The organism is Halopseudomonas salina (assembly GCF_014637955.1).
In the GTDB taxonomy this organism is placed as follows: Bacteria; Pseudomonadota; Gammaproteobacteria; order Pseudomonadales; family Pseudomonadaceae; genus Halopseudomonas; species Halopseudomonas salina.
On record NZ_BMFF01000004.1, the window covers coordinates 332,917 to 359,812 of the forward strand.

The 26,896-nt window shown below is 59.2% G+C and carries 24 protein-coding genes; 8 read left to right on the forward strand and 16 right to left on the reverse strand.

What is annotated here, in order from left to right; genetic code table 11:
• Positions 1–4: 4 nt before the first annotated feature.
• From IEV54_RS11540 to IEV54_RS11565, 6 genes are all read right to left on the reverse strand, one after another.
• The gene (locus tag IEV54_RS11540) at positions 5–1,396 is read right to left on the reverse strand and encodes an aldehyde dehydrogenase family protein (RefSeq protein ID WP_150276845.1); all 1,392 of its coding nucleotides are present in this window, start codon (positions 1,394–1,396) and stop codon (positions 5–7) included.
• A 9-nt stretch (positions 1,397–1,405) separates the two neighbouring features.
• Positions 1,406–2,779 (reverse strand): glutamine synthetase family protein, encoded by a 1,374-nt coding sequence (locus IEV54_RS11545; RefSeq protein WP_150276843.1) that lies wholly within the window; start codon positions 2,777–2,779, stop codon positions 1,406–1,408.
• Positions 2,780–2,886: 107 nt separating this feature from the next.
• Positions 2,887–3,939 carry a TRAP transporter substrate-binding protein gene (locus IEV54_RS11550; protein WP_150276841.1) on the reverse strand — a complete coding sequence of 351 codons (1,053 nt, stop codon included), beginning with the start codon at positions 3,937–3,939 and terminating at the stop codon, positions 2,887–2,889.
• A gap of 167 nt (positions 3,940–4,106) precedes the next feature.
• A complete protein-coding gene (locus tag IEV54_RS11555) occupies positions 4,107–5,432 on the reverse strand; it encodes a TRAP transporter large permease (protein ID WP_150276839.1) in 1,326 nt (441 codons plus the stop codon).
• The gene (locus IEV54_RS11560) at positions 5,429–5,869 is read right to left on the reverse strand and encodes a TRAP transporter small permease subunit (RefSeq protein WP_150277107.1); all 441 of its coding nucleotides are present in this window, start codon (positions 5,867–5,869) and stop codon (positions 5,429–5,431) included. Before IEV54_RS11560 ends, IEV54_RS11555 begins: the two co-directional genes overlap by 4 nt.
• Before the next feature lie 141 nt (positions 5,870–6,010).
• Entirely contained in the window at positions 6,011–6,457 is a 447-nt protein-coding gene (locus IEV54_RS11565; RefSeq protein WP_150277106.1) for a nucleoside deaminase, read from the reverse strand.
• Between the two features lie 132 nt (positions 6,458–6,589).
• Here IEV54_RS11565 and IEV54_RS11570 point away from each other — a divergent pair, with 132 nt between their 5' ends.
• Entirely contained in the window at positions 6,590–7,651 is a 1,062-nt protein-coding gene (locus IEV54_RS11570; protein WP_150276837.1) for an AI-2E family transporter, read from the forward strand.
• Positions 7,652–7,660: 9 nt separating this feature from the next.
• Here the strand turns inward: IEV54_RS11570 and IEV54_RS11575 are convergent, their stop codons facing one another.
• Both IEV54_RS11575 and IEV54_RS11580 read right to left on the reverse strand, forming a co-directional pair.
• The gene (locus IEV54_RS11575) at positions 7,661–8,044 is read right to left on the reverse strand and encodes a hypothetical protein (RefSeq protein WP_150276835.1); all 384 of its coding nucleotides are present in this window, start codon (positions 8,042–8,044) and stop codon (positions 7,661–7,663) included.
• A gap of 65 nt (positions 8,045–8,109) precedes the next feature.
• Positions 8,110–9,087 carry an Lnb N-terminal periplasmic domain-containing protein gene (locus IEV54_RS11580; protein ID WP_150276833.1) on the reverse strand — a complete coding sequence of 326 codons (978 nt, stop codon included), beginning with the start codon at positions 9,085–9,087 and terminating at the stop codon, positions 8,110–8,112.
• Positions 9,088–9,283: 196 nt separating this feature from the next.
• Here IEV54_RS11580 and IEV54_RS11585 point away from each other — a divergent pair, with 196 nt between their 5' ends.
• Both IEV54_RS11585 and IEV54_RS11590 read left to right on the forward strand, forming a co-directional pair.
• Complete coding sequence (locus IEV54_RS11585; protein ID WP_308420821.1) at positions 9,284–10,945, forward strand: VRR-NUC domain-containing protein; 1,662 nt, start codon at positions 9,284–9,286, stop codon at positions 10,943–10,945.
• Positions 10,942–13,257 (forward strand): ATP-dependent DNA helicase, encoded by a 2,316-nt coding sequence (locus IEV54_RS11590; protein WP_150276829.1) that lies wholly within the window; start codon positions 10,942–10,944, stop codon positions 13,255–13,257. Before IEV54_RS11585 ends, IEV54_RS11590 begins: the two co-directional genes overlap by 4 nt.
• Positions 13,258–13,310: 53 nt before the next feature.
• On the opposite strand, the gene nirK is transcribed toward IEV54_RS11590, so the two are convergent.
• The 3 genes from nirK to IEV54_RS11605 all read right to left on the reverse strand — a co-directional run bounded on the left by nirK (position 13,311) and on the right by IEV54_RS11605 (position 17,988).
• The gene (gene nirK / locus IEV54_RS11595; protein WP_223825377.1) at positions 13,311–14,696 is read right to left on the reverse strand and encodes a copper-containing nitrite reductase; all 1,386 of its coding nucleotides are present in this window, start codon (positions 14,694–14,696) and stop codon (positions 13,311–13,313) included.
• A gap of 146 nt (positions 14,697–14,842) precedes the next feature.
• On the reverse strand, positions 14,843–17,719 hold the full coding sequence (locus tag IEV54_RS11600; protein WP_150276827.1) for an AsmA family protein: 2,877 nt from the start codon (positions 17,717–17,719) through the stop codon (positions 14,843–14,845).
• Positions 17,720–17,817: 98 nt separating this feature from the next.
• A complete protein-coding gene (locus IEV54_RS11605; protein ID WP_188434445.1) occupies positions 17,818–17,988 on the reverse strand; it encodes a hypothetical protein in 171 nt (56 codons plus the stop codon).
• 164 nt (positions 17,989–18,152) lie between these two features.
• On the opposite strand from IEV54_RS11605, the gene IEV54_RS11610 reads away from it, so the two are divergent.
• The 4 genes from IEV54_RS11610 to IEV54_RS11625 all read left to right on the forward strand — a co-directional run bounded on the left by IEV54_RS11610 (position 18,153) and on the right by IEV54_RS11625 (position 19,990).
• Entirely contained in the window at positions 18,153–18,521 is a 369-nt protein-coding gene (locus tag IEV54_RS11610; RefSeq protein ID WP_150276826.1) for a calcium:cation antiporter family protein, read from the forward strand.
• A gap of 255 nt (positions 18,522–18,776) precedes the next feature.
• Positions 18,777–18,980, forward strand: coding sequence for a DUF3185 family protein (locus tag IEV54_RS11615; protein ID WP_150276824.1), 204 nt, complete (start codon positions 18,777–18,779; stop codon positions 18,978–18,980).
• A gap of 11 nt (positions 18,981–18,991) precedes the next feature.
• On the forward strand, positions 18,992–19,603 hold the full coding sequence (locus tag IEV54_RS11620) for a DJ-1/PfpI family protein (protein WP_150276823.1): 612 nt from the start codon (positions 18,992–18,994) through the stop codon (positions 19,601–19,603).
• A 45-nt stretch (positions 19,604–19,648) separates the two neighbouring features.
• Positions 19,649–19,990, forward strand: a complete 342-nt coding sequence (locus IEV54_RS11625) for a zinc ribbon domain-containing protein YjdM (RefSeq protein WP_150276821.1) — start codon at positions 19,649–19,651, stop codon at positions 19,988–19,990.
• Between the two features lie 8 nt (positions 19,991–19,998).
• Here IEV54_RS11625 and IEV54_RS11630 read toward each other — a convergent pair whose 3' ends face one another.
• The 4 genes from IEV54_RS11630 to IEV54_RS11645 are packed head-to-tail and all read right to left on the reverse strand — an operon-like array spanning position 19,999 to position 24,451.
• Positions 19,999–20,463: a DUF3429 domain-containing protein gene (locus tag IEV54_RS11630; RefSeq protein WP_150276820.1), complete on the reverse strand. Its 465-nt coding sequence runs from the start codon at positions 20,461–20,463 to the stop codon at positions 19,999–20,001.
• A gap of 48 nt (positions 20,464–20,511) precedes the next feature.
• Complete coding sequence (locus IEV54_RS11635; protein WP_150276818.1) at positions 20,512–22,581, reverse strand: transglutaminase TgpA family protein; 2,070 nt, start codon at positions 22,579–22,581, stop codon at positions 20,512–20,514.
• Complete coding sequence (locus IEV54_RS11640; protein WP_150277104.1) at positions 22,578–23,528, reverse strand: DUF58 domain-containing protein; 951 nt, start codon at positions 23,526–23,528, stop codon at positions 22,578–22,580. Before IEV54_RS11640 ends, IEV54_RS11635 begins: the two co-directional genes overlap by 4 nt.
• Before the next feature lie 5 nt (positions 23,529–23,533).
• Positions 23,534–24,451 carry an AAA family ATPase gene (locus tag IEV54_RS11645; RefSeq protein ID WP_150276816.1) on the reverse strand — a complete coding sequence of 306 codons (918 nt, stop codon included), beginning with the start codon at positions 24,449–24,451 and terminating at the stop codon, positions 23,534–23,536.
• A 203-nt stretch (positions 24,452–24,654) separates the two neighbouring features.
• Here IEV54_RS11645 and IEV54_RS11650 point away from each other — a divergent pair, with 203 nt between their 5' ends.
• The gene (locus IEV54_RS11650; protein ID WP_150276815.1) at positions 24,655–25,536 is read left to right on the forward strand and encodes an alpha/beta hydrolase; all 882 of its coding nucleotides are present in this window, start codon (positions 24,655–24,657) and stop codon (positions 25,534–25,536) included.
• On the opposite strand, the gene IEV54_RS11655 is transcribed toward IEV54_RS11650, so the two are convergent.
• Entirely contained in the window at positions 25,503–26,858 is a 1,356-nt protein-coding gene (locus tag IEV54_RS11655) for a TAXI family TRAP transporter solute-binding subunit (protein WP_150276814.1), read from the reverse strand. The two genes, IEV54_RS11650 and IEV54_RS11655, sit on opposite strands and share 34 nt — an antisense overlap.
• Positions 26,859–26,896: the final 38 nt, after the last annotated feature.

Here is a 26,896-nt window from a genome sequence, read left to right on the forward strand (position 1 = left end):
GGCCTCACGAAAGAATCTTGAAGTGAAAGGATTTCGGGCGGGTGAGATGCTCATAACCCACACTCGACAGCGTACAGCCCCGGCCCGAGTGCTTCACCCCGGTCCAGGCCAGCGCCGGATCCAGATAGTCGCAGCGGTTTAGAAACACCGTGCCGGTCTGGAGCTGATCAGCCAGCGCCAGCGCAACATCCACATCCTGGCTGAAAATCGCCGCGGTCAGGCCATACTCACTGTCGTTCATCAAGGCGATCGCCTCCTCGTCGCTGCTTACCCGCTGGATGCCCACCACGGGGCCGAAGGACTCCTCGGTCATGATGCGCATACCGTGATTGACGTCAGTCAGGATCTGCGGCGCCAGATAGGCACTGCCCGCCTCGTCCATCGGAAAATGCGCTTCATCAATCAATGCCTTTGCTCCCTGTGAGATGGCATCGGCAATCTGACTGCGAATAAAGGCGGCCGACTCAGGCTTTACCACCGGACCCAGAGTTGTATCCGGATCATCGGAACGCCCAAGCTTGTACCCGTTGACCAGCGCAACCGCCTGCTCGATAAAGGCGTCGTGCACCGAGTCGTGCACGTAGATTCGCTCGATACCGCAACAGGACTGGCCGGAATTGAAGAAGGCCCCGTCCATCGCGGTCTCGACTGCATGGGTTAGATCAGCATCGGCGCGCACGTAGGCCGGATCCTTGCCCCCAAGCTCCAAGCCACTGGATAGGAACCGGCCGGCCATGGCCTGCTCGACTTTTTCGCCACCGCCCACAGACCCGGTGAAAGCCACATGAGCCAGGCCCGGCGACTGAATCAGAGTCTCGGTATCGGCATGATCCATGTGCAAAAACTGAAAAACACCGCCCGGCAGACCGGCCTCGGTGAACGCAGCCACCATGCGTTCTGAGCACAGGGGCGTTTGCGCCGAGTGCTTGAGCAGCACCGCATTGCCCGCCAGCAAAGCTGGAACAACCGCATTGACCGCCGTCAGATAGGGAAAATTCCATGGTGCAATAACCAGCGATACCCCCAGGGGCTCGCGGCGGATAAAACGCTTGAAGCCCTCTTTTGCCGGCAGTTGCAGATCGGCCAGGCTGGCTTCGGCGATATCTGCCATATAGGTCGCACGCTCAACAAAGCCCTTGATCTCGCCAGCGGCAAAGCGGATCGGTCGTCCCATCATCCAGCTTAGTTCAATGGCCAGATCGCTTTCCCGGGAGCTGAATATAGCCACGGCCTTGCGGACAATAGCCACACGTTCAGCCACCGGAACCGTCCGCCAGCGGCGCTGGGCACCGACTGCCAATTCAAGTACCGCCTGGATTTCTTCAGCGGTTGCAAGGTCACGTTCAACGTAAACCGAGCCATCAATCGGCGACAGGGTTTGCAGACGTTTGGTCATCGTAGGCTCCTAGATAATTTCGAAATAACGGTCCAGCTCCCAATCGCTCACATGGCGACGGTATTCACGCTCTTCCCACTCCCGGCTGGCGGCAAAATGCTCGACAAAGGCATCACCAAACAGCTCACGGGCTGCCTCGGACTGTCGCAGGCGTTGCGCTGCGTCCCACAGAGTGCGTGGCAAAGCCAGCTCCGGAGCGTGAGTCATGGCGTAGGCATTGCCTTCCACCGGATCTGTCGGCTCCCATCCATGCATGATGCCGTAGAGCCCGGAAGCCAGCGCAACCGACAATGCCAGGTAGGGATTGCCATCGGCTGATCCCAGACGATATTCCTGCCGCTGAGACTTGTCGCTACCCGGAATCACGCGAAGTGCGGCCGTACGGTTCTCCACTCCCCATGTCGCATCGGTCGGCGCCCAGAAGCCCGGAATCATCCTGCGGTAACTGTTCAGTGTGGGAGCCACCATGCACAGCATTTCCGGCATCAGCCGCTGCTGACCAGCCAGAAAATGCCGCTGCAGCTTGCTCATGCAGTGCTTTTCATTTGCGTCGTAGAATGCTGATTTATATGTATTTTTATCTCGGAGCGAAACGTGTATATGGCCGCTTTGACCAGGGTATTTTCCCGACCATTTGGCCATGAATGTGGCCATCATGCCCCGGCGTTGGGCCAGTACCTTCATGAAAGTCTTGAACAGGGCTGCCTTGTCTGCCGCGGCTTCGGCACCGTCTACGCCAATCGCTGCTTCAAGCACTCCGGGGCCCGTTTCGGTATGCAGACCCTCGATGGGAAAATCCATTTTCTCGCCCATCGCGAGAATGTCGTGGTATAGCTCGGCATGCACCGAGTTGCGAATCATCGAGTAACCAAACCAGTCCGGGGTGAAAGGCGTCAGATCGCGGTAGCCTTTGGCGCGGGCCGACTCGGGCGTTTCATTGAACATGAAAAATTCGTATTCCAGGGCGGCAAAGGGTTCGTACCCCATGCCCTGGCAGCGTTCGATCACCCGCCGCAGGGTACCGCGGGGGCAAACCGCCTCTGCCTGCTTGTCGAACTCGGCAAGAAACAGCAGCATCCCCTCTTCGAAGGGAATATCGCGGCAGCTATGTGGCAAGATGCGCACCGGCGCATCCGGGTAACCGGTATGCCAGCCGGTGTACTGTGCGTTGTCATACAGCTGATCCTTCACATCCCAGCCCAACACCACATCGCAGAAAGCAAACCCATGGTCCAGCGAGGAGAAAAACTTCTCGCGGCTCATGTATTTGCCACGCATAACGCCATCGTTGTCGAACAGCCCGACTTTCACATGGCTGATGCCGCGTTCCTCGACGATACGCCGTGCATCGTCAGCGGTTTTTACTTCCCTGGGCTTGAGCATATTCGTCCCCTACCTGCACCGTCATTCCCGCGCATGCGGGAATCCATTTTCCCATGCCAGTGGCCACGCACGGCTTCAGCCGCCGCGCATGGCACTACTGCAAGCCCTCAACAACGATACGGCGTCCCCGCCTTGGCCATCAGCGCGTTATATTCCTTGAAGATATTCACCACCTTGGCGCAGCGCGGGCTGGTCTTGGCAATCTCATCCCAGAACTTCATCGCCTCTGCTTCCACTGTAGCCCACTCCGCATCCGGAATAGTGGTCAGCTCCAGCTTGCTGCGCCCGACCCGCAGTTGCGCCTCGCCGCCCCAATACCAGTGCTGCCGATAGTAATTGGAGCTGTCCATGCACAGCTTGAACAGGGTTTTGAGATGCTCGGGCACCTCGTTCCACTTCTCCTCGTTGGCGAAGTAGGAGCCGCACCATGCACCGGAAATATTGTTGGTCAGAAAGTAGTTGGTCACATCAGCCCAGCCGACCGTATAGGCCTCGGTGATACCGGACCAGGCAATGCCGTCCAGCTCGCCCGTTTGCAGGGCCACTTCCACGTCTTCCCAGGGCAACGTGACAGGCACCACGCCAAAACGGGTGAGGAATTTGCCCGCAGTGGGGAAGGTAAAGATGCGCTTGCCCTTGAGATCTTCAAGTGACCTGATCGGCTTGACCGTCGAGAAATTGCAGGGATCCCAGGCACCCGCCCCCAGCCAGGTCACGCCCTTTACCTCGCCATAGGCCTCTTCCCAGATCTCATTCAAGCCGTACCGCTCGAACAGGGTGGGCACATCCAGGCTATATCGCGAGGCAAAGGGGAAGTAACCACCGAAAACCGATACGTCTACCGGCGCCGCAATGGAGTCGTCGTCACTCTGCACCGCATCAATGGTGCCACGCTGCATCGCGCGAAACAGCTCACCCGTGGGCACCAACTGGTCGGCGAAATACAGCTCGATTTCCATCTCGCCATTGGCTGCCTTGTTGAAGGCGTCGATAGAAGGTTTGATGACGTGCTCGGCCAGCGCGGGGCCGGCGTAGGTCTGTAGGCGCCAGGTGATTTTCTTGCGCTCCTGGGCGTAGATATGGGCGCTGCCCAGGGTTGAAGCGCCGACGGCACCGGTGACAATTGCTGCGTTCTGTAGAAATTTCCGTCTCGAAGTCATGCTGGTCTCTCCATTGATGTCTTAGGGTTGTACAACCACTTCGTACCACCACATTGCGCTGCAACGGCCAGCATGGTCGGTGCAGTGTCCCTGTCGGGCAGCGGCGTGCGCTGCCGTCAATCTGTCCAGCCAAGACCCCGGCACTCACAAAGCCGGGCCGCATTAAATCAGTCGCCGTAGTGCCACTCGGGCAACCAGAGGGCTATCTGGGGGAAAACCATCACCAGAATCAGCGCCAGCATCATGATCAGCACGAAAGGCGTTACCGATACATAGATGTCGCGCAGGCTGACTTCCGGTGGCGCCATTGCGCGCATGAGAAACAGGTTGTAGCCGAACGGCGGCGTCATATAGGCAATCTGGCAGGTGATGGTATAGAGCACGCCGTACCAGATCAGGTCGAACCCCAGTGCGCCAACCAGGGGTATGTACAGCGGCGCGACAATCACCAGCATCGCCGTGTCGTCCAGAAACATACCCATGACGATGAACGACAGCTGCATCAGAATCAGCACCTGCCAAGGCCCAAGCCCGAGGTTTTCAAGGAAAAAGGTTTCAATAGCGCGGACCGCACCCAGGCCATCGAATACCGCGCCAAAGCACAATGCAGCAAGAATGATCCACATGAACATGCAGCTGATCGCCAGGGTACGGCGCAGAGTCTCTTCAAATACCTTGCGCGACAGGCGTCTTTTCACCAGCGCAGCGAGGGTTGCAGCGGCCGCACCCACTGCAGAGCTCTCTACCAGGCTGGTGTAACCCAGCAGAAACAGACCGGTCATGGCAAAAAAGATGAAAAGCGGCACGATACCCGCCTGCAACAGACGCAATTTTTCCGGCCAGGTAATCTGCTGACGCTCCTCTTCCGGCAGTGGGGGCCCGAGCTCCGGCTGCAGCCGGCAACGGATCGCGATATAGAGGATAAATAATCCGGCCATCAGCAGGCCCGGAAACACGCCTGCCAACCATAACTGACCCACCGGTTGACGGGCGATCATGCCGTAGAGCACCAGCACAACGCTGGGCGGAATCAGAATACCCAGCGAACTCCCCGCCTGTATAACGCCGGTCACCATGATCTTGTCGTAACCCCGGCGCAGCAGTTCCGGTAGCGCAATACTGGCGCCGATCGCCATGCCCGCCACACTCAGACCGTTCATAGCCGAGATGGCCACCATCAAGGCAATGGTTCCAATCGCCAGACCACCATGCACCGGGCCCATCCACACATGAAACATGCGATACAGGTCTTCCGCCAGCCCGGATTCGGAGAGCATGTAACCCATGTAGATGAACAGCGGCAGGGTGAGCAGCGGGTACCACTTCATCAGCTTCATCGCCGAGCTGAAGGCCATTTCCGAACCGCCATCACCCCAGAGCAGCAGTGCGGACGCCACCGCAACAAAGCCAATGGCACCGAATACCCGTTTACCCGTCAACAACAACACCATCATGCTGGAGAACATCAGCAGCGCAATGGCGTTGTGACTCATCGCAATGGCCTCCCCACTGCCTGGGCCACGTCGCGGCAGAGCGTCGCAACGGTTTGCAGCAGCATCAATCCGATACCGATGCACATCACGATCTTGATCGGGGCCATCGGCGGTGACCAGGCTGAATAACTGGTTTCATCGTATTCCAACGCATAACTGGTCGAGGAAATACCGCCGTAAAGCAGGAACACCAGAAAGAAAATCAATAGCAGTATGGTGACTGAGTCGATCATTGCGCGGGTGCGAGGTGCCCAGCGGCTGTACAGCAGATCCATGCGCACATGGGCATCCAGCTGCATGGAATAGGCGCCCCCCAGCAGGAAGTACGCCACCATCAGAAATTGCGCGGACTCAAGGGTCCAGACCGCAGGCTGCCAGAAGGATTTACTCAGGGAGGAATAGAGCAGAACGCCCATCATGACAAAAATCAGATACATCGAACACCGGCCCACGAACCGGGTAATGGCCTCCACTGCCAGAACAAATACCTGAATCGTCCGCATCCCTAGACCCGACAACTGATTTGTTACAGAAAAATATAGTCGAGCCTGACGATAGCGCCAGAAAAAAATCCCAGGTCAATGCTGCTCCTTACCGATATCCTCGTTCCATAGTTCGGGGTTGGCCGCAATAAACGACCGCATCAGCTCAATACATTCCGGGTCCTGCAATACCTCCACCTCCACTCCCCGCTCCCGGAGTAGCGCTTCTTCACCCATGAATGTCCGGTTCTCACCGATTACCACCCGCGGAATGCCATAGAGCAGAATCGCCCCGGTGCACATCGCGCATGGCGACAGCGTGGTATAGAGCGTGGAGGACGCATATACGGACGCGGGTTGGCGACCGGCGTTCTCCAGCGCATCCATCTCACCATGCAGGATCGCACTGCCCTGCTGGACTCGCCGATTGTGCCCACGGCCAATGATCCTGCCGTCGTGTACCAGAACCGAACCAATCGGGATTCCCCCCTCGGCCAGGCCGGCACGGGCTTCGTCTATGGTGGCGCGCATAAAAGTGTCTATGTTTGGCATGTTTCACCTCCTATCCTTAGAACAAATATAGATACAGAGTCGCATTTTCGATGCGTTCCACACTATAGGCTCGAGTGATTTCCCATTAAGATGGCGGCATTCTTTTCTCATCCAGGAACCCAGATGCAATCCTATCTGCCCCAAACCAACCGATCCTACTCCACAGCTGTGCAATGGCTGCTCGGCGCTGCGGCATTGGTCATTGTGCTGGGTGGCCTCAAGGCGATCAGCCATATTCTTACGCCTTTTCTGTTGGCGGCCTTTCTGGCGATTATCTGTGCGCCGCCGTTGAGCTGGATGCAGCGGCGTGGTGTGCCCGGGCCGTTGTCGGTATTGGTGTTGTTTTCGGTGGTGGGCTTGACCTTTTTCCTGCTATTTCTGGCCCTGAAGGGTGCGGCTGAGAGCATGGCAACCCAGGCGCCGTTTTATCAGGCGCGGTTTGTCGGCTGGACGGTTGAGCTACGGGAAATGATCGCCGCACGGGGTCTGCCTGCCGAGCTTTTGCCCGCTACCGTGCCGCTGCCGGCGACCGCGACCATTACCGGGGTTGCCCGGGATCTGGCCGGTGGGCTGGGGCAATTCACGGCCAGCACCCTGTTGGTGTTGCTGGCGTTCATGTTCCTTCTGCTGGAAGAACGCACCTTTGCCGGCAAGCTCAATGCTGCCTTTCCGGGGCGCAGGCGTGCACGTGTGCGCGGAAGACGCTTCCTGCGTTCGGTGTATCGCTATCTGGTGATCAAGACTGCGGCAAGTACTGCAACCGGGGTCATCGTGGGTATCGGACTGACCTTCATGGGCGTCGATTTTGCCGTGCTCTGGGCGATCGTAGCCGGCCTGCTCAATTTCATTCCTACGATCGGTTCGATTATTGCTGCGATACCCGCAGTTCTCATCGCCATGATGGGTATCGGCCCGGTAGAAGGGTTGCTGGTGCTGGCATTGTATGTGGCGGTCAATACGGCTATCGGCAGCGTCCTTGAGCCGCGCCTGATGGGTCGCAGCCTGGGGTTGTCACCACTGGTGGTGTTGATTTCGTTATTACTCTGGGGCTACGTATTCGGCCCCATAGGCATGCTGTTGGCGGTGCCGCTGACGATGATTGCCAAACTGGCCTTGGACTCCTCCCCCCAGACGCGCTGGGCGGGCATCATGATGAGCGATACTGCCAAACGGGTTCGCAATTGAATTCCCCGGTTAGTGCCCGGCGGTGCGTTCTGCGAGCATAGCCGCGCTCTCGGCCAGCACCATCGCCTCAGTAATTGCGCCACGCTCTACCGCTATGACCGCTTCGGCGGCCAATTGCGCCGTTTCTCCGGTCTGCGGTGCTTTGCGCAACAGGTCCGCTACCTGATGCAGCTGTTCCGCGGCACCGCGCATACCCCGGCTTCGCTCGATATTGGCACGTGACTCGACCAGGCTTATGGAACGTTCCATGCGTTCCTGGGCATGCATTTCCGGGTCGGCAACGATATGTTCTGCCTCAGCGGCAACGATCGGCGCCTGTTGCGCCTGGACGCCGAGGCTGATGCTGATTCCCAGTAATCCCGCGAGAAGCAGCGGGTGGCTGATGTGATTCATGGTGTGGTGCTCATTCAGAGATTATTATCTATTCGAGCACACACCCTTGCCGAAGGTTCCGCCACCTATCGCCAACCCGGCACGCCTTGTCGGATTACCCTGGAAAAGTTCTTGCTGTGCCCAGCCTCCCTGGCCCGAAGCGTAATGCGTCCAGCCTGGCGCAACTCGGCCATGGCCACATCCGGCTGCAAACCGCCCATCTTCTGGATATAGGACGGCAAATACCCAGAAAGCAGCAGCCGGTAGTCAAAGGGTAAGCCGTCGACAATCGACTGCATCATCTTGAACACCAGTGTGGTGCAGTTGGCGGTGACCGTTTGATAGAACCGCGGCTGTTCGGCCAGCCGGTTTGCCTGATTCACATAGGCAAGAAACAGCGAGCGCATGGCGGCATCGGACAATTCGACGCGGTACAGATAGGCATCCTCACCGCGCACATTGGTGCGTACGTGAATCACATCACGCTCGTCACTGGCGATGATGGCGAGCTCGAATTGCTTGAAGAAGCCGCCAAGCTCGGAGAACACCTCGGTCTGCTCACGCCGGACCTCCACGGTGAAGGTAATGAACCGGCCATCACTGAAACCGAACGACACCAGAATATGGGCAATGGCCGGGATACCCCAGTAGGACGTCACCACGTCCACCGACGCCAACTGGTTGAGATCGTACTGGCGCGTTTCCCAGACGGTGTCGTAATCCTGATCACTGCGCCAGCTGAAGTTACGGACATTGTGCAGAACAACAGTGCTGCCCTGCACCTCTCCCGTGGTGATATGCGCCAGATCGTCTGCCCAGTCGCGGTCGTGGCTAGGTTCGAGGCTATTCCACCAGAACAGCAGCCCTGCAAAGGCAATGACATAGATGCCAATGCCCAGCCACGCCGACCCTTTCCACGCCAGCCAGATGAGAAGAAGTGACCCGACAACCCACAGGCCAGAAAACAGGTAGCGCCCGGCGATGCCCCAGTGCGCCTGAAACCACAGGGCCAGAACGGCCCAGAGGCTGCTCAGAATGATAAGGAAAGTGAACACAGACAACATGATGCGCAAAGCAGACCTCTCGTTGGCGATTCTACGGGCGACATGGCGTATAGCCCGAATAGCAGCACTCTACTCCAATTGCGACGTACACATTCGGTTCCCCATCCCTTAGGGACTGCCTGCTCTTGCACCAGGCGCTTGAACAGACGCTGGCCAGAGAGCAGACTACTGGATAGATAACTAGTAGACTTTGATGATGTCGATTCCCACTCCCCCTGAACTCAGCCCCTTGTACTACCTGGACAACTTCCGTGTTGCCCTTGCCTGGGTGCGTGAGCGTTACAGCGATCTGCTGGAGGCGGATGAGCTGGCGTTCATCAGGCAATTTGACGGGCTGGACACTCCGGCCCAGGCATTGCTGGTGCGCCTGGTCATGCGCAAGGGTGTGCACTTTCGTGCAAGCAAACTGAATTACAGTGAAATTGGTCCCACAGCCCAGGCCGCTGCGCCGCTATGCGCGCTAGGTTGGCTACGTACCGATGGCGAAATCGATATGGGCGAGCTTTTCTCGCTGCTGCGCAAGGATGAGCTTGTGGCTCAGTTGCCCGCAGCCGCAACGCTGCGCACCAGCACCAAGGGCGCCATCTTCGAAGCCTTGAGCGGCTCCTGCACTGAAGGCTTCAATACCGAACCAAGGCCCTTTGCCCAGTGGTGCGCAGGCAGCGAAGAGACCATTTACAGCCTCACAATCAATGATCTGTGTGATCGTTTGCGGCTGATGTTCTTCGGCAATCTGAACCAGACCTGGGCCGAGTTTGTACTCGCCGATCTGGGGATCTTTCGCTATGAGGCGGTGGATATTCCACCCCAATCCCGCGGCTTTCGCTGCAGGAGGGATATTGACGATTTCCTGCATCTGCATGCCTGTCGTGAGGCATTCGAAGCCGGCAGGCCAGTTCAACAGGTTGAGCAGCAGGTCGGCGATTTCTCCAGCCCCAATCCCTATCTGCAGGAGCGTCACGGCAAGCTGCTTTACAGAATGGCGCGGCAACTGGAACGTGAGGGCGCGCTGGTATCCGCACTCGCACTATACAGCCGTTGCCATTACGCCGGAGCCAGGCAGCGACGCGTGCGCATTCTCGAAAAACTCGCCCATCACGAAGAAGCCCATGCCCTGGCAACGCTGGCCATGGCCAATCCGGAGAGTGAGAGCGAATTGCAACTGGTCGAGCGAGCCCTGGGCAGGCTGTCGCGCAAGCTGGGCCAACCACGTCAGCGCGCTGCGGCGGTCAAGGATCATAAGCGAATGGATCTGTTGCTCCTGCGCCCCGAACACGGCTCGGTTGAGCGCGCGGTCAGTGAGCAACTCGCCACGCCCCAGGCACCTGTGTATTACGTGGAAAACGCGCTGATCAGCAGCCTCTTTGGTCTGCTCTGCTGGGAGGCGATATTCGCACCCTTGCCAGGCGCATTCTTTCATCCCTTCCACAGCGCCCCTGTGGATCTGCATAGCACCGACTTCTACCGGCGCCGGGAAGATCTGTTTCGCGGTTGCCTGGCGCATCTGCAGGCAGGTACCTACCCGCAGGTGATTCGCAACAACTACATGGCAAAACAGGGTATTCAGTCGCCGTTTGTCTACTGGGGGCTGAGTCCGGAGGTATTGGACCAGGCCCTGCTGTGCCTGCCTCCCGCGCACCTGCAGCAGTGGTTCGAGCGCATGCTGCGCGACATACGCGCCAACCGCACAGGCATGCCGGATCTGATCCAGTTCTGGCCCCAGGAAAAACGCTATCGGATGATCGAAGTAAAGGGCCCCGGTGATCGGCTGCAGGACAATCAGCGCCGCTGGATCGCCTTTTGTGAGCAGCACGGTATGCCCGTGGATGTGTGCCATGTGCAATGGGCCGAGGCATGAGTTATCGCGTTGCCGTGCGCAGCCTTTGTGAATTCACCGCCAAGGAGGGTGATCTCGACCTGCGCTTCACGCCGGCGCCCACCGCCCAGGAGGGTATGGCCGGGCACCGGACTGTGGCATCCCGGCGAGGTGAGAATTACCTGTGTGAGGTGGTGCTGAGCGGTACCTATGAAAACCTGCATGTCGCCGGCCGCGCCGATGGTTACGACCCCGACCTGAATCTGCTCGAAGAGGTCAAGACGCACCGCGGTGATGTCAGCCGCATTCCGCACAATCACCGACTACTGCACTGGGCGCAGGTCAAGATCTACGGCTGGCTGCTATGTGCGGAGCTGGATCTGGAGGAGGTAGATCTCGCGGTGGTGTATTTCAACGTCATCAGCCAGAAGGAAACGGTGCTGCGCGAGCGTTTCGGGGCGCAGGCGCTACGCGAGTTCTTCGAGCTGCAATGCTCGCGCTTTCTGGCCTGGGCGGAGCAGGAATCAGCCCACCGGGTCGAACGCGACCAGAGCCTGCGGCAGCTGAGTTTTCCGCACCCAAGTTATCGCCGCGGCCAGCGGCAACTGGCCGAGGCGGTATACCGGGCAGCACGGGATGGTAAAACGCTGATGGCCCAGGCCACGACCGGTATCGGCAAGACACTGGCTACACTGTTCCCACAGTTGAAGGCCTTTCCCGACCAGCAACTGGACCGCTTGTTCTTCCTCACGGCCAAGACGCCTGGTCGCCGTCTGGGACTGGACGCACTGGCTACCCTGCGCAGCCAGGAAGCGGACATGCCCCTGCGCGTACTCGAACACGTCGCTCGCGACAAGGCCTGCGAGTACCCCGATCGCGCCTGCCATGGCGAATCCTGCCCGCTGGCCCAGGGGTTCTATGATCGTTTACCTGCCGCACGCAAGGCAGCCCTGGCGCTACGCTGGCTGGATCAGCAGGCGGTGCGCAAAGTCGCACTGGAGCACCAGGTCTGCCCCTATTATCTGAGCCAGGAGCTATGCCGCTGGTCGGATGTGGTGGTGTGCGACTACAACTACTATTTCGACATGACCGCCCTGCTCTACGGTCTGACGGTGATCAACGACTGGCGCGTCACCCTGTTGGTGGATGAGTCGCACAATCTAATCGAACGTGGCCGGAGCATGTATACCGCAGAGCTGGATCAGAACAGATTCAATGACTTGCGAAAGGTAGCTCCATCCGGACTGAAGAGCGCGCTGGACCGGGTTGGCCGGCATTGGAACCAGTTGCACCGGGATCAGGAAGCGCCCTATCAGGTATATCCTGCTATCGCCGACCTGTTCATCATCAGCCTGCAGAAGGCAGTTGGCGCCATAACCGATCATCTGACCGACCAGCCCAACGGCAACGACTCAGCCCTGCTGCGGTTCTATCTCGACGCCATGCTTTTCTGCCGTCTGGCCGAAGCCTACGGGCCGCATTCGCTGTTTGACATTTCCCGCCTGCCCTCAAGCGGCACCCGTACCCTGTCCACCCTGTGTCTGCGTAATGTGGTACCCGCGCCTTTTCTGGCACCGCGCTTCGCCGCGGCCCATTCAAGCACCCTGTTCTCAGCCACGTTGAGTCCGGCCGGTTACTATGCCGATCTGCTTGGCCTGTCCGAGGACTACCAGTGGCTTGATGTGGAATCGCCGTTTGAGGCTGCGCAGCTGGACGTGCGGATTACCGGCAATCTGTCTACCCGCTATCAACACCGCGCGACCAGTCTGCAGCCGATCACCCAGATCATGGCCGAGCAGTATGAACGACAACCCGGTAACTATCTGGCGTTTTTCAGCAGCTACGCGTATCTGCAACAGGTGTTCGAGACATTTTCCAGCGCCCATCCGGAAGTCCCGGTGTGGGTCCAGTCACGCAGCATGAGTGAAACCGAGCGCGAGGATTTTCTCAAACGCTTCACCCCGCATTCGCGCGGCATTGGCTTTGCCGTGCTCGGCGGTGCCTTCGGCGAAGGCATCGACCTGCCCGGCGATCGATTGATCGGGGCCTTTATCGCCACCCTCGGCCTGCCGCAGGTAAACCCGGTCAACGAGGAGATAAAAAGTCGCATGCAGAGCATGTTCGGTGCGGGGACCGGATATGACTACACCTATCTGTTTCCCGGCGTGCAAAAGGTTGTTCAGGCGGCCGGCCGGGTCATACGCACGCCGCAGGACAGCGGCGTGATATTTCTTCTGGATGATCGCTTTGGCCAGCGCGCAGTGCGCAGCTTGCTACCGCAGTGGTGGGCACCGGTCGGCCATCGTCTGACCAGCAACGACAGCCAGAGCCGGACCGTTCCAGAGCTGAAATGAAACCGGGCCTGTAAAGACAGGCCCGGTGCTTACCTACTACTGTGCAGAGTCCCTCAGTGACCAGCGTTCTCCGCTGCCTTCTCCTCGCTGTGGAAGATCTCGGAATCCGCATCACCCTTTACGGTGAGCAAACCGACCAGGCCCTTCTCTGCCCGTGCCAGGGCGTGGTCGACCAGGGTGTATTTGCCCGGGTACTCGGTCTTGAACTCCACCATGGTGGCGCCACCAGCGGGCACCAGGGTAGTTTGTACGTCGGTCAGCGGCGGGCTGGTCAGGGAGGCCTGATCATATACCCGGTCAAAGATTTCGCCGATCACATGGAAGCTCGATATCAGATTCGGGCCGCCGACGCCGAAAAAGATCCGTACGTCGTCGCCAACACTGGACTCCATCTTGTACGTCTTGGTCAGCGCGTCCATGGAGCCATTGAACATCATGTGCCCGGGATTCTCGTCCAGCATCTTTTCCAGCGAGAACTCCTGAAGACCTGCGGAACCATGGGCCTGAGCAGTGTAGAGCTCGCCCTGCATCACGTAGAACTCCTTGTCGACCGGCTTCAGACCACCCTCGGGCTCAACCAGAATCATGCCGTACATCCCGTTGGTGATGTGTTGGGCGACCATAGGCGTGGCGCAATGGTAGACATACAGGCCCGGCGCGAGTGCCTTGAACGAGAAGCTCTTGGATTGACCCGGAGCCGCCTGGGTTACTGCTGCGCCGCCGCCAGGGCCAGTCGCCGCATGGAAGTCCACTGAATGGATGTGGGCGCTGTCGATCGAGTTCTTCATGTTGACATTGACGGTATCGCCGACCCGCACGCGAATCATCGGGCCGGGGACGGTGTTGTTGAATGTCCAGAATTTATAGCTGCTGCCATCACTCAGGCGACCCTGTACCTCGGTGGTTTCCAGATCGATATTGACCTCCTTGGGTCCGCGCTTGCCAACCGGCTCGCCCACCTGGCTCGGATTCTTCGAAAGATCGGGGAATTCATTCTCCGGCTGCTCCTGTGGATCGCCCACAATCAGCTTGCCGAACATTCCGGCCGCCTTGTGCCCCGGCAAGGTACACAGGTATTCGAATACGCCACTCTTGTTGGCCCGGAACACAACTGCGGTAGCAGAGCCCTTGCCGCCAATCTGATCGGAGTTGACGTCGAACTCTGGAATGGCCAGGTCATGCAGCGCGCCATCGCCGTTGACCACGTTGATCTGTACAACTGCGCCTTCGGCGACCTTCAGATCGGGGTTGACCTGGCCCTTGGTGGGCCCTGCCTCGCTGACATAGACCAGCTTGCCATCTGCGATATCAGTGCGCAGGGTGAAGGTCACATCGGGAACATAGGCTACGTCTGCGCTGCCGCGCGGATGCTCGGCGAGAGCCGGCACTGCGAATGCTGCGACAAACCACAGCATGAGCAGGGAAAGGAAGGTTTTCATGATCAGAACTCCATTAACCCGGGGATGGGCAATCTGGTTGCCCGTGTCCCAAGGCTACGCGTGGGCTGATCGGGAAAAATTGATACTGGTCAATTGTGAAAAATTGTCTGCAATGAGCAGTCTGCTGCTACATTGAAATTCCGCTTTCACCGCGCTGACTCATATTCACTCAATACCTGGCGGCACCCCGGCCCGACGCCTTCGCCCATACCCGCGTCCACCCAGGGCAGAATTGCCAGTGGCGGAGCCACCGCCAGGCCGATAACACTGGCAACCCCCCTGGCGAACAGCTCGGTACTGGTGACCTCGACACTGGGAGAATCCAGCGTGCCTCGCAGCATTACCGGAGAGTTGGCGGTAAATACGCTGACATCCTTGGGGTGGCCCTCGAGCTCCATATCGATCTGCTCGGTGCTCAGGTCAATAGATCCTTTACCGGTAAAGTTGCTGTCGTCGGTATCCATGAACAACTGCGACAGGTCCACCATCCCTCCATCGGCCTGCAGCCGAACGTAGGCACAACGGATCGGCACCTGATCGGCCTCGGCCAGGGCGGCCACCAGGGCCTCCCCTGCGTCCAGGCCCAGCAGTTCCAGGGCCAGCATATCCAGATGCCCGCCTGACATTGCCAGTTCCAGCTGGCCATCCGCGCCAGCCATGAAATCAGCCATCGATAGCCCGGTGAAACTCATATCCGCCTTCCCGCCGATGATGCCAGCCGAATCCCGGGCAACGTCTGGAAAATCGTCGCGCAGCAGCGGCTTGAGGTTCACACCAGTGGCGGACGCATCAAGCTGGCCTGTCACCTCAGCTCCACCGGCGTCGATGCGGATATCAGTGTCCACGGTCCCGCCGCCCAGACCAAATCTGAGAGGCCGCAGATTGAGCTGCCCATCCTGCAGGTCCATTTCCATCTCGAGTTCCTGCAAAGGCAGCCCTTTGGCATACACGTGGGCAGCGGTCAGGTCGACCTCTGCGTCCATGCGGCGCAGCGCCTCCGGACTCCAGGGCTCATCGGAAAAGAAGCGACCGGACTCTTCCTGCCGCCGCGCCTCACGGCGCTGTTCTGCCGAGGCCACTTCTCCTTCGCCGGTACCGGGCGGGCTGCCCCATAGCGGACGCAGATCATCATAATCCAGGCTTTCCGAGTACAGTGTCGCCCAGATCTTGGGCGGTTCTCCGGTACGCAGCCGCAGGTCTCCCGAGAGCTGGCTTTCGCCAAAACCGCCACTGAAGTCGGTCAGACGCAGTATGGGGTCATCCCAGCGCAGCCGTCCCTCGATGTGATAAGGCGGCAATGATGGCAGGCTCAACTGGGTAATCTCGTTGATCCGGTCGGGATTGGGTCCTTCGAGCCGGAACTGCGTATCCACCGACGCCAGTTCCAGCGGCCTGACGAGGGTGCCGTCTACATAGAGCGTGGTATCCCGAGAGGCGAGCGTACCTTTCACCGGATAGGGTTTCTGGGCCTCGGTCAGATCAAGCAGCGGACCGAGCTCAAGATCGAATCGAAAGGGCTCGCCGTTGCGAAAGCCGGTGCCCTTTGCCTGCAGGCCCGGCACCGGGTCGTCGGGCAACTGCCTGGAGTCCGCCTGCAACTGGATACTGAATTGCTGGGCCGGAGCGTCATAGGCCACCTCGGTCTCGTGCAATGTCATCACGCCCTCGCGAAAGCGTATATGCAGGTCGCCATCCAGCGTACCGAGGTCGGTCGAGCGGATTGGCTCCAGCGCATCGCCCAGATGAAACTGCTCGACCTGGGCATTGATCTCTCCGGTCACATCATCCTTTTCCAGCAGCAGCGATCCACTGGCTTGAAATTGTCCGTCGCCCTGTTGCGCCTGCAGTTCAGAGACATTCAGTTCTCGCTCGTCGAGGCTGGCAGTGAGGGTCAGATTGCGCAGTGAATGGTTGCCGTAGAGCAGCTCGTCCACCTTCAACGCCAACTCGATTTCACGGCCTCGCAACATCTCGAATTGATCGGCGAGACGCTCGGCAAGTGGTTGTTTGTTCTCACTTTCAGGTTGTTGCTGCTCGGCGGTTAATCGTTCCAGGACGTTCCAGCGATTCAGGTCCAGACTGGTTGCGTGCAGCTGCGCATCCAGACGCAGCGGGTCTTCGAGGACCAGGGTCATCTCGCCGTCGATATCGGTTTCGGCAGATTCAAGCTGCAGCTCCTCGAGCATCCAGCGCGGTCCGTCACGCTCCAGCCGGCCCTGCAGCTGGAAGGACGGGAATGCCAGATCCGGATAGCCGAACATGGTTGCCAGCTCCGTTTCCTCGGGTGCTGACAATTCGAAACTGCCTTGCATGACCTGCGGCTGCAGCGGATCACGCGCCTGGCCATCGAAGCGCACCTGCAGCTCGCCCAGATTGCCCTCGAGCCTGAGTGGATAGGCGTCCTCTTCGTCAAGCGCCTCCAGCGGGGCCGCGCCCCAGGCATCGAAATGCAGCGGTTTGCCTTGCCACTGGCCCTCCCCGCTAACCATCAGACGCCGATCGCTGTCTGCCGCTGTTCGGGTCGCAACGCTGGCTTCGATTGACGCGTCCAACTGCGCATCCTGATAGGTCAGCCGCCCGTCCTCGATCGCCAGCGTATCGGGCACCATGGGTGGCTCGTTGTCATCTTCGCTGGTCAATTCACCCCAATTGGTCGTGCCGTCCGCACGCCGGGCCAGATGCACGCGGGGTTGCTCCAGAATCAGGCGCTGCATGCCAATTTTACCGCCCAGCAGATCTCCCATCGCCGGTGCAAACTCAAGCGTGTCAATGTTGACCATATACTCGTGTTCGGCCCATTCGGTATTGGCAATGCGAATGCCCTCGATCGTGAATACCGGCGGCCAGCCCCACTCGACCGAGATATCCGCTATGTTCACTTCGCGGCCTTCCAGTCGCTGGCTTGCCTGATCCTCGATCCAGTTGCGCGCCCATTGGGATTCGGGCACGAAATACACCAGGGTACCGGCAGCCAACAGCAGTAGCACCAGCACGATCAGCATGACTTTGGCTGTTTTACCCACCAGAACGCTCCATCCCGAGTAGTTTGCCGAGAGACGAGTCAGGCTCAACAGGTGCAAAAAGCCCGCTGAAAAGCGGGCTTCCTACCCACACACCTTCATCAATCGTCCTTGTCCTCTTCCTCCAGGTTCTCGCGTAGCTTGGCAGGGTCCACCTGGTTGAGATTCTCCCCGTCGACGGGCCCCTCCAGGTTCTCCAGCGGCTCCTCCTGGTCCGGGGTGGGTTTGTGCGGCAGGTTGTTCTCGCCAGGATGCTTGTGGTCTTCGCTCATGCTGTCCTCCTTGCCTCGGATGTCTTCTAGGTGTGACGTCGGAATAAGGTGAGGGTTCACCGCTTTCACTGTGAATGAAGATCAGCAACCGTACCGATAGCGGGTGAAACCCCCAGGCCGCCGGGCGGTCCAAACTCTCAGCGCTCAGAGCAAAGGAGTTGATAATGGACTTGGGAACGCTCTCCCTGTGGCAGAACATCGGGTTGTTTGCCCTCGCTGGCGTGGTGATCCTGTTCACCGGCACCTGGCTGGCAGGGCTCGCTGATCGCTTCGCCGACCGCACAGGTATTGGCGAGGCCATGGCAGGCAGCGTGTTCCTGGGCATGGTCACCTCGCTCCCGGGGCTCACCACGTCGATAACCGCTGCCCTCGATGGCAGGCCCTCCCTGGCCATCAGCAATGCCCTGGGCGGGATTGCAGTGCAAACAGCGTTTCTCGGATTGGCGGATATAAGCTACCCGCGGATCAATCTGGAACATGCAGTCGCGTCAGTGCAGAACATCATGCAGATCGTCCTGCTGGCAATTCTATAGGGATCGAGAGCGTGCTCATGCTCTCGCTTTATGTAGGCGGCGCCGGGGTATTAGCCTTCACCGACTTCGGTGGCTGACCAGGAGGGTAGCGCCAACGCAGCAGGACTTCGGCCACTACACATTCGCCTGTGCGAATGTCCACTCGAAGCTGGTAACCGCTGTATTGATGACGTAGCTTTTTGCAACTGGCTTCTTGCCACTCTCAGGTCGTGCAATACTGCCCGGGCACAATACACCAGGGATAAGGCTCCAATAATGAAAACACAGCAGATAATGGGTATCGCTCTACTGGTCGCAGGCTTGATCATGCTGTTCTTTGGCTGGCAATCATCACAATCGGTGGGGGAGCAATTGGTAGAGACAGTAACCGGCCGGTATACCGACAACACCATGTGGTATTTCATCGGTGGCGCCGTCGCCAGTGTAGTGGGGATTTGCCTGTTGGCCATCAGGAAATAGTGGAGACATTCATGGACGAAGTACGAACGGTGCAGGTGGGTATTTTCGTATTCGAGGACGTGGAAGTGCTCGATTTCGCCGGCCCCTTCGAAGTCCTTACCACTGCAGCACGAGTGTGGGCACGCTCCCATCCCCAGGACCCGCCGTTATTCAATGTAACCTTGCTTGCTGAAACCACATCGGTTCGGGCGCGGGCCGGATTACTGGTGCACACTGACCACTCCCTGGAGGATGCTCCCCATCTGGATCTGCTTGTTATTCCCGGCGGCGTGGTCACCGATGAACTGGAAAAGCCGCACGTCATCAGCTGGATCAGGGAAGCCGCTACGCAGTGTCTGGTAGCTTCGGTTTGCACTGGTGCCTTTCTGGTAGCCAAGGCGGGATTGCTCGACAACCGCCGCGCCACGACGCATTGGGAGGACATCGACGATCTGCGCGAGCAATTTCCGCAGGTGACGGTACTGTCAGACCAGCGATGGGTGGACGAGGGCAGAGTCGTCAGCTCCGCCGGCATTTCCGCCGGGATCGACATGAGCCTGCACCTAGTCGAGCGCCTGGCGGGCCGTGATCTGGCGATAGCCACTGCACGGCAAATGGAGTTCGATTGGACAGAGGCCGATTGACTGGTCATCATTCCGCCTCCCAACCAGTCAATAGCCAGGTACCCCATGAGTGATTTACCACCCTGCCCCCAGTGCCAGTCCGAGTATACCTACCAGGATGCAGCGATGCTGGTCTGCCCAGAATGCGGCAATGAATGGTCAGCCGAAGCCGAATCCGGATCAGTTGGCGGCGCGGCGGTCATCCGCGATGCCAATGGCAACCCGCTCGAGGATGGCGATGTGGTCACCGTGATCAAGGACCTCAAGGTCAAGGGTACTTCGCTGGTAGTCAAGGTCGGAACCAAGGTGAAGAACATCCGCCTGGTAGACGGCGATCACGATATTGATTGCAAGATTGACGGTATCGGACCGATGAAGCTCAAGTCCGAATTCGTCAAGAAATCCTGATCGACCGGCTATCTGTTCACCCAGGTTGCCAGCCAGGCAATCAGCAGTGAAGCGATTACCACGAAGCTCAGTGGCTTGCGTAATGCCGGGTACCAGACCGGCGCCAGACCGTGGTTGACCGCCCAGATGTCTGCAAAATACAGTCCGGCAAAGGCGACAAAAAACACGGGTAGAGCCAAATCGATGGGTAGGCTCAAGGCTACCCAACCCAGCAGTGGGGGTATGACCGACAGGCCCAGTTGCACTGGGGCCTGATCGCTGGCCTCGTCCGCGCGCATGGCCAGGCCCCAGTGAATCGCCCCCATGAAAGCGAGAATCACTGCAGCGTAATTGAGCAGTTCCTCCATCACCCGCTCCCGCCATGCCTCGGGGGTCACCCATAGTCCCAGGGCTGCGCTGACGAAGGGGATCAATCCGGCAAGCCCGAGTCCGACTGCAAGGGGGGGCGGTTTGATAGCGCTGAAAGGATGCATGGGTGCTCCGCTGCAAGATTGAAAACGCCAGGGTGGCGGCAAGCCTCATTATAGGCGGGTGGAACGTCCGGGCAAGTCGTCCGTATCAAGGGATGCGATGCGACCAGGTGGCAACCTGCGAGGCAAAGACCTGGTCAGCATGCGCTCGAGATTGTGCAGCTGCCCCTGCATGGTGCGATCAGCTCGGCTCTCGCTCGCATAGGTCTGACGCACATACTCATCGAAGTACGCCGCCAGTTCCGCTTTGCTGCCGGGCAATGCACTACTCAAGCGTGCTTGCCAGTCACGCGGTCCCTCGCCCCGTTTGGCCTGCAAATCCAGCCGCTGTAGCCGTCGATCCAGCCGTGCCCAGGATCGACGCCTTGGATCCTGCGGCATGCGCCCGGGGCGCAGCGTCCACAATGCCAGGGGGATCATGACCAAAGCGGCACAGGCCAACAGAATCACACCGATACGTTGCCAATCAGTGGTTCCCAGCCAGCGCTGAAAGAATCCCGCCTGGCTGTCGGATTGAAATCCCAGCACGCGCAACTGCCATTGAAAATTGATCTCGTCCCATTGCAACCGGATCCTGTTGACCCAGTTGATATCCCGGTAGCGGGCAGCTGAGAGTGGCGAGTCCTCGAGAAAGCTGCCCTCGCCCTGAAGTGCCTGCTGGATGCCGCGCTCGATGCGCTGCGGTGCCACCTGAAAGGTAGGGTCGACCGACGTCCAGCCTTGACCGGGCAGCCAAGCCTCAACCCAGGCATGGGCGTCAAACTGGTGCACCAATACATAGTTTCCCGCAGGGTTGATCTCGCCACCCTGATACCCAGCGACGATGCGCGCAGGAATTCCCGCAGCGCGCAGCACGAAAGCCATGGCACCAGCGAAATGGGCGCAGAAACCGCGCCTGGAATCAAAGAGAAACTCATCATTGGTATTCACTCCGAGCGTTTCGGGTCGCAGGGTGTAAAAAAACGGTTCCGAATTGAAATAGCGCAGGAGCGCCTGGACCAGCTCGGCGTCATCGGGGTATTGGTTGCGCAGTTCGGCTGCAAAGGCCCTGCTACGCGGGTCTACCTCCTCCGGGAGTATCGTGTACAGGCGCTGCTGCGTTTCGGTCAGCCCTTGTGGCTCAAGCAGGCTCTGTTGGTAGGAGGTGGCCCGATAGCTGGTGGTATCGCTGAGCGGCCGGCGGGAGCGAAGCATGAAGTCCCGGGTCAGTACCAGCCTTTTATCCTTGGTAGTGGCTCCGCGCAAGCTGAACACCCAGGGCTGCTGGGTAGCCCGCGTGGTTACCTGATAACCCATGGGCTCGCCAAGCGGCTCCCAGTTACCGGGCTCTGCACGTGAGGCAAAATCCAGATGACTCCACCTGCGGCCATCGAAGCTCGATAGCGTCAGTGCACGCCAGTAGAGCGTATCGTGGGCGGGAATCTCTTCATCGAACTGAACACGAAAAGCCAGCTCACTTGACCGGGCAAGATCGGCTATGTCTCCCGGCGCCATACTTTCTGCAAGCCCGGTAGTTGCACGGCCGCCGGGTGTATCCACAGACCAGAGCGGCCCGATACGCGGGAAGAGAAAGAACAGCACCAGCATCAGCGGCACCGCCTGCAATAACAGCACCGACCCGGTGCGCAGCGCACGGGATGGGTCGTTACGCCCCGCCGTCTGCTGCAGACCTACCAGCGCCGCAACGAGAACCAGCAGGGAGAACAACTGATACAGCGCCAGCAAGATCGACTGGTCGAACAGAAACGCGGTAGCGACAATAAAGAAACCCAGGTAGATCACCACGATCGCGTCACGGGGGTTGCGCATCTCCAGCAGTTTGAACATGAACAGCAGAAGCAGCAGCATTACCGCTGCATCCAGGCCGATTAGTGTTCGCTCGGTAAGCCAGACGCCGGCCCCAATAGCCACAATCCCCAGGGTCTTGAATATGATTCCGGGGTAAGCCCAGCGCATCCGCTGGATCTGCACGCGCCAGAGGGCGCACCCAACCCATATGACGGTAACCCACAACGGCAAACGCGGCAGATGCGGCAGCAGCACGACAATCTGCGCAGTGAGAAGCCAGGCAAGGCTGTTTCGCGGTATAAGGGTGTGGGTCTTGTGTGTTGTCGATTTCATTGCCCGCTCCCGAATAATGCCAGGGTGCGCAGGCAGCGATCGCGGTGTTGCACCCCTATACCAGGATCGATGCGCGTCTCACCCACTTGCAGACCATAAGGCTGGCCTGCCTGTTCCAACTGCATGACCCAACCAGCGAGGTGGCTCAAGCGCTGCTCCATATCGGCACCGGGCGTGTGGGCCAGATCAAGCCAGTGCGTTGTTCCCGCCGGTTCGGCAAAAACCTTGCTGTGCAGGCCCTGGCCGCGGGAATAAGCCCGCCAGTCCAGGCGCCGGCGCGAGTCGCCGGGCTGATAGTCGCGCAGCCCCTGAAAATCGTCCGTACCTTCGGCCAACAGCTGTTCGGTTTCCCCCTCCCCTCCAAGGGCCAGCGCCGGAAGTGGCAAACTGATAGCCCGTGGATAGACCAGCACCTGCCAGTCCAGGTCCACAAGGCTCCAGGCAACAAACCAGCCAAGCGGATAACGGGTCTCGATTCGCAATCGCCCGGGCTTCAACCACCCACGCTTGCTGCTAGGGTAGTACAGGGTGATGCGCGACTCGCCATTGCGCTCTATGTCGATCTGACGTGATTGAGCATCCGGCCAGGAAAACACCAGGGCCTGGTGCTCGTGCCGTGGTGCGAGCAGATTCAGATCAAGGGGCGCCATTTCTCCGGCAAACACCGGGCTGCTGCCTGCGGCATGTACTTCCAGACTTGCGAGGTTGCGGTACGTGTGGTGTAACGACACCCAGAAGAGACTGCCCAACAGAAAAGTCACCCCATACACCAGGCTGTTCTGATAGTTGATCGCGCCGATCAACATGATCAGCAGCAGTAGCAGCAGCGCCAGCCCGGCGCGCGTGGGCACAATGAAGATTTGCCGATGTGACAGGGTCATCCGCGCAGCGGCCGGAATGCGTCTTGTGAGCCATCTGTCGAACAGGCTCCTGGCGCGTTGCTGCACGGACTTCAAACCGCTTCCACCTCATTCAGCAGCCACTGGGCCAGACCGCCACCGCCGTGGCCTGCCGGATCTTCACTGGCGCGCAGGCGATGGCTGACTACCGACGGCAATACGGCCTGCACGTCCTCGGGGATCACGTAGCTGCGATGCTCGAGCATTGCCCAGGCGCGGGACGCGGCCAACAGACCGAGGCTGGCGCGCGGCGACAGGCCCCAGGCACATACCTGGCTTTCACGGGTGCGGTTAACCAGCCGGAGTATGTAATCAATGATTGCCGGGCTGGCGGTGATCTGCGGCACGCTCTCCTGCAGGCTCTTGAGAGTCGCGCGGTCCAGCACCGGCTCCACGCGACCCAGACGGGCATTGCGATCTTCACCCAGGAGCAGCGCTTTCTCGGCGGCTGGCCCCGGGTAGCCCAGGGACAGGCGCATCAGAAACCGGTCAAGCTGAGACTCGGGCAAGGCATAGGTACCAGCCTGGGACACCGGATTCTGGGTAGCTATAACAAAAAATGGATCCGGCAGTTTCCGTGTGGCCCCGTCAACCGTCACCTGATACTCCTCCATCGCCTCCAGCAATGCGCTCTGGCTTTTTGGAGTGGCACGGTTGATTTCATCGGCCAGCACCAACTCGGCAAAAATCGGCCCTGGATGAAAGACAAACTGGGCCGTATTGCGGTCGAAAACCGAGGTGCCGAGAATGTCGCCGGGCAGCAGATCGCTGGTGAACTGGATACGCTGATAGCTCATGCCCATGACCCGTGACAAAGCCTGGGAAAGCGTGGTCTTGCCCATACCAGGCAGGTCTTCGATCAGCAGGTGGCCACGAGCAAGGATGCAGGCTACGGCCAGTTTTACTGCATGCTCCTTCCCCATCACTACCTGATCTACAGCCGCCAGCGCACGATTCAACACATCCTTCATGTTCGATCCTTATTCAAAGCTTCTGGGTGCTCAAGGCTACATATAGTCAAGGCATGTTAGGTTTGCTGCCGGCCGGATAGAAGGCGCACGCAACGACTTGTAACAGCTTGTCGATTGAACTCACTGCGCCCTGATCCATTCTCAAGCCTTGCACCAGTGAAAGTTCACAGTCAAAACTACGTCAAGTTCAGGGATCGTGCACCATGTCCATTCGTTCGGCAAAAATTCTACTGGCTTTGCTGGCAGTTCTCAGCACCGCCTGTTCACCCCTTGCGCCGGTAAATCTTCTGGTGCCCGATGACACCTACATTTTGTTGCCAGACCAGGCCTACGGTGAGAATGATCGGCAAAAGCTCGATGTCTATATGCCACTGGAGGGCGTGGCCGAAGCGCCCGTAGTGGTTTTTTTCTATGGCGGCAGCTGGCGGAACGGTGATCGGGCAGATTACGCCTTTGTCGGCGAAGCCCTGGCGTCACGCGGCATCATCACCGTGGTAGCTGATTACCGGGTGTATCCGGAGGTCACCTACCCCGCCTTTGTCGAGGACAGCGCCGCAGCGACCGCCTGGGTGCGCAAACAACAGGATACCTGGCAAACCCGACGCCAACCCTTGTTCGTCATGGGGCACAGCGCAGGGGCCTATAACGCGGCCATGCTCGCCCTGGACGAACGCTGGCTCGGAGAACACGGCATGAGTCCGCAACATTTGGCTGGATGGATCGGCTTGTCCGGCCCCTATGAATTTCTGCCAATCATCAATCCGGACGTCAAGCCCATCTTCCATCATCCCGACACCCCAGAGACGTCCCAGCCCTATTACCATGCCAGGCCTCAGAGCCCACCGGCGCTGTTGATGGCGGCCACACCTGACAAGCTGGTCGATCCCCAGCGAAACACCGGCCAATTGACCGAAAAGCTGCGCAGCGCGGGGACTGCGGTTGAAACCCATTACTACGAATCACTGCACCATTTGACGATCATTGTGGTGATGGCAGACCCGCTGCAATGGTGGGAGCCGGTGGTTGATCAGGTGCAGGAGTTTGTCATGCGTCATTCCAGCTCGTCGTCCGCAGCGGATTCCTGAGAGCTGGCGCGCATGCTTTCCAAACGGTTAATCATGTAGCGCACGTGTAAATGCAGGCTGTATAGCTCATGGGCATAGGACAGGGGAACATCGACCTGGGTCAGCTCATCCTGCAGTCGATGCAAGCGTTCGACCTGCTCCTCAAGCACGCCCTGTATCCGGCCCTGGTGAATAAGCTTGTCGACCTCCCGCAGCTGGGCATACCAGCGAAATACGCGGGCACGCATACGCCAGCTGTAGATCGGTCCCATGCTGCGCAGCAAAGGCACCATGATGGCGATGAATGGAATCAGCAACACCACATAGCGATCAACGATTGACGCTATCCAGAACGGCAGATACCGCTGCAGAAAAGGCACGCCCTGGCGATGGTAATAGTCCGCTTCACCAGTCAGGGTCAGCTCTAGAGGTTTGGCGGCGGGAAAGGCGCCAGCAGGATCGAGCAGGTTGCCCTCACTGAGGACCTCGCGTGATGCTTCCAGCACCAGGGAAGTCAATGCCGGGTGAAAAGTCTCGTTGGCGATCAGGGTAGCCACGGGCGAAAGCAACTCAAGATCCTGGCGCGGCACGTTGCCAGCGATATCCAGCAATCCCTCGGTAACGGTCAGGTGGTCCAGAAAGGTCAACCTGGCCGCGTAGGCTCGCGCCCGTGTGAGGCTCACCAGCTCCAGACCGGGGTCGGATATCAAACTGGCTATGCGCTCATTGTCCGCCGGCAGAACAAAGAACGCCGCGTCAAGCTCGCCATTCTGCAGCGCCTCGGCGGCAGCCTTGCCAGGCAATTTCTGCCAATTCCCGCCGTCCAGATTCTGGAGCCTGCCCGCATCGCCATGGGCCTCGAACAGACTGCCCACCACGGCCCAGGTGCCGCTGCCTTCGCTGCCAACCGCCAAACGCTTGCCGTGCAGGTCAGACAGCCGTTCAACCTGCAGACCAGCACGTTGAAAAAGCCACAGGGGCTCATGATACAAGGCAGCCAGGCCTTCGAGCTTTTTCAACCTGGAGCGCTCTATCAAGCGGGTCGTCCCGCTTTGGATCAACCCCAGCTGCACGTCGGGAGAATCAGCGGTAAGCCGCTCCAGATTATCCATTGAGCCGCGGGTGCTGTGCAGCTCCAGCGTCACCCCATCCTCGGCCAGGCGCTCCTTGAGCGCCAGCCCGAACTGGTGATAACCGCCACCCTCACCACCTGTCACCATTGCGATGTGCCGTGGCGGTGCTGGATCGAGAAAGCGGAACAGCACCCAGATCAACATCGCTACCAGCGGCACAATCCACAGATTGGCGCGTACAAATAGCGCGCCCTGCTTCAGCACATTCATCCAATTCCCCTGCGCCTGTTTTTTTCAGTCTATACACT